Origin of the sequence: Novipirellula sp., from assembly GCF_041583735.1 — a bacterium.
Lineage (GTDB): Bacteria > Planctomycetota > Planctomycetia > Pirellulales > Pirellulaceae > Novipirellula.
In genome coordinates this window covers 1-3,580 of the sequence record NZ_JBFHFD010000785.1, presented here as the reverse complement: position 1 = coordinate 3,580, position 3,580 = coordinate 1, and the positions used below count along the sequence as shown (strand labels likewise).

The following is a 3,580-nucleotide window of genomic DNA, read 5'->3' as shown; positions in this document are numbered from 1 at the left end:
GCGACGGTCGTGTTTTGTGCTTCGTCCAATATGATAAAGGCATCGTTGAGGGTCCGTCCACGCATGTAAGCGAGCGGAATAATCTCGATCACGTCTTGCTCCATCAAGGTCCGAGCTTGATCGAAATCGATCATTTCACCAAGAGCATCCATTAACGGACGCAGGTACGGGTTCAGTTTGGCCCGTAAATCCCCCGGTAGGAACCCCAAACTTTCCCCCGCTTCGACCGCGGGGCGGACCAAGACGATTTTACGCACCTGACCGGCACGCAGGGCTTCGACCGCCGTTGCCACAGCCAAATAGGTCTTTCCGCAGCCTGCGGGCCCCGTAGCAAAGGCCAAATCGAAGCGGCGAATCGCTTCGACATAACGTCCTTGCCCGGGCGTTCGTGGCTTCACACGCCGACCAGCATGCTGGATATCAATGTCGTCGCCCGAGATCGTCGGCACGGCACCTTCGATCGTGGCGCCCTCTTCGGTCGCCGCCGCATCGACGTCTTCGCTCGCCAAATCCCCTTTTTTACGCGAGATGTGACGCATCTTTTCAAGCGTGCGGGTCGCCCGATTGACGTTGTCTTCTTCGCCCGCGATCCGGATTCGTCCGTCTCGCAGCGTGATGCTGACGTCAAACGCTCGACGCAGTTTCCGCAAATGCTGGTCACGCGGCCCAAACAAAGTCAGGATTTCCGCAGGATTCGCAATCGATAATGTCGCTTCGGTCATTCAAGTGCCTGAAAGGTTTAGTCTCCTACTTCGCTCGATTCTAGCGTGAGCGAGTGCTTGTATCACATTTAAATCTCTGGGTGTACAAGCGTTTTCCTCACCCAGGTGGGCCTGCCACTCCGGCAGCAAAGCACAGAAACGCAGGCATAACCGCTGCAATCAGCGAGTCGGTCACGTCCCATACGCCCCCCAAACCGGGAAGCCATGATCCGCTGTCTTTGACACCTGCATCGCGTTTTACGAGTGATTCGGCTAAATCGCCCATCATTCCTGCGATCGCCAACACCGGACCCAACACCATCGCGCCGATAATGCACTGTATCAAAGTGAGCGCACTTGCGGTTGGCGCCACCGCAGGAAAAAGCCAATGCAAGCACGCGAATGCAACGATCGTGCTGGTTAGCATTCCCCCGACGGCCCCTTCCCAGGTCTTGCCGGGGCTAAGACGTGGGATCAATTTGTGACGTCCGACCGCGCGTCCGACAAAGTAGGCGCCTGCATCGGTTGATTTCGTCACAGCAATCATCGTGATCAGTGCCGCCAACCCCCAATTTCCACTGCTCGGTTCACTCGGATCTACCGAGCCGAGCGAACGCAGTGAAACCAGCAATGCCATTGGCAACCCGACGTACATGGACACAAAAACACCCGACAAGGTGCGGTCAATTGCATAGCCTTTTTCCCGCTGGATCTCGGGGCGTCCATAGGTCCACATCTCGGCCGCCAACGTGATCATGACGGCAGCGACGGCCGTTGCCACGATCCACCCCAAACGTCCGATCGGGCAATCCAACGGATAAACCGAATCGAACAGGGGCCAAGCCATGGGGACACATGCCGACAACGTGACCATTGCGGTGGTGAACATGGCAATCGATCGCGAGACGTTGCGGCCACTGGCCAACAACAGCGACGATAGGTCCGATGCGGTTCCGAGCGCAAAAAACAGCAGCAGCGGGATCAGCCAAAGGCCTTCGGCGCCATCGACCGAGTGGTTTGCATCAAGGTAAATCAGCAAGCCCACGATGGAAAGCAAAACAGCCGAAGTTTTTAGACGGTCAATAAGCACGCGTTTTTCCTAATGCGAAGGGGCCAAGACGATCACGAACACGTGAGGAGCGATGCATTGATTGCGAACAACAAAGCGTCACGTCACTCATTCACGTTCAGTCCGCCGAAACGTCGCTGGCGAAGCGCAAAGTCGTCAATCGCAGTGAGAAAGTTTTCACGCGTGAACTCGGGCCAACACGTATCGGTGATCCACAGCTCAGAGTAACTTAATTGCCACAGCAAAAAGTTGCTCACTCGCATATCGCCACCGGTGCGAATCATCAAATCGACTTCGGGTAACCCCGCCGTATAGAGTCGCGAGGTGATCCGTTCTTCGTTGATCTCTTCTTCGCGGAGTGATCCGGCTGCGACTTCACGAGCCAGTTCCCGAGCGACTTTGGTGATCTCGTCACGCCCGCCGTAATCAATTGCCAGCACCAGTTGAGTGCCAGGATTGGTTGCGGACATGGCCAGGGTTTTGTCCATTTCTTTGATGACGTTCTCTGGCAATCGATCGCGTCGACCGATCACCTTTAATCGCAGGCCTTGGTCCATAATGGTGCGGCGTTCCTCGATCAAATATTGCTCGAGCAAGTGCATCAAGAATTCGAGTTCTGCTTTGGGACGCTTCCAATTCTCGCTGGACAGACAGTACAACGTGATCGCGTCGATGTTCAGTTCCGTCGCGGTTTCGCTTACCATGCGAACCGTTTCGACACCGCGGCGATGTCCTTCGATTCGCGGCAAATCACGTGCCTGAGCCCATCGGCCGTTGCCATCCATGATGATCGCGATGTGCCGAGGACGTTTGCTCTCGGCACTTTCGCTTGCCCGGTCGGCACATGCTTTCACTGGATCCTTCATCTTGCAGTTCGCCTTACTTGCGATGCTTCCTGACTAGCTTAGCGGTTGCAGTGCAAGTTCCGATGCGGCATCGGTAAAGATCGTTTGCGCTCGATCGGGGCCGACCGAAAGAACGCCTACGGGAACACCGACGAGTTCTTCGATGCGTCGAACATAATCCATCGCGCCGGCGGGGAATTGATCCATCCGGCGAACATCGTCCACCGGTTCTTTCCAACCAGGGATCGTTTCGTAGATCGGTTTGCAGCGGCGCAATTCGTCCGCGTGACTTGGGAATCGTTCGATTCGTTTGCCATCCAATTCGTAGGCGACACAGACCTTCAATTCATCAAGGTGAGCCAGCACGTCCATCATCATCAATGCCAAACGTGTCACTCCACTCAGACGTGCGGTGTAGCGAACGGCCACCGCATCGAACCAACCACAGCGTCGTGGGCGTCCGGTGGTGGTTCCATATTCGTTGCCCAGGTCGCGAATGCGATCGCCGGTAGCGTCATCGAGTTCGGTGACGAAGGGACCGCCGCCGACTCGCGTGCTATAGGCTTTGCAAACGCCAAGCACGGTGTTAATCCATTTGGGTGGCACCCCGGCACCGGCACAAACGCCGACGCCGCTGCTGTTGCTGCTGGTGACAAAGGGATACGTACCGTGGTCGATGTCCAGCAACGCGCCTTGCGCACCTTCGAACAAGATACGTTTGTCCGCTTCGGTCGCATCGAGCAGCAGATCGGTGGTGTCCCCGATCATGTTCTTGAGGCGTTCTGCCCAGCCGGTCGCCAAAGGGACGACGACTTCGGGGGCAATCTTTTGCAGTTCCTCTTCCGAAGCGCCCAGGTTTTTCAGCAGTTGGATTTTTTGCTCGGAAACTGTGCGAATGCGTTCGTCACGTTGCGGCTGAATCAGATCGGTCATGCGAATCGCGTGGGTGCGTCCCACTTTGTCGC

Annotated in this window: 4 protein-coding genes; all 4 read right to left on the bottom strand. The window is 56.3% G+C overall.

The genetic code is table 11. The features are described 5' to 3' along the window. Positions 1-722 (bottom strand): PhoH family protein (locus ABX962_RS32695; RefSeq protein ID WP_372725884.1); only part of this gene is annotated, 722 nt, incomplete at its 3' end. A 97-nt stretch (positions 723-819) separates the two neighbouring features. Then, on the bottom strand, positions 820-1,791 hold the full coding sequence (locus ABX962_RS32690) for a phosphatidate cytidylyltransferase (protein ID WP_372725883.1): 972 nt from the start codon (positions 1,789-1,791) through the stop codon (positions 820-822). Positions 1,792-1,874: 83 nt separating this feature from the next. After that, on the bottom strand, positions 1,875-2,636 hold the full coding sequence (uppS, locus tag ABX962_RS32685; RefSeq protein WP_372725882.1) for a polyprenyl diphosphate synthase: 762 nt from the start codon (positions 2,634-2,636) through the stop codon (positions 1,875-1,877). Between the two features lie 33 nt (positions 2,637-2,669). Continuing rightward, a partial coding sequence (locus ABX962_RS32680) for an adenylosuccinate synthetase (protein ID WP_372725881.1) occupies positions 2,670-3,580 on the bottom strand: 911 nt, incomplete at its 5' end.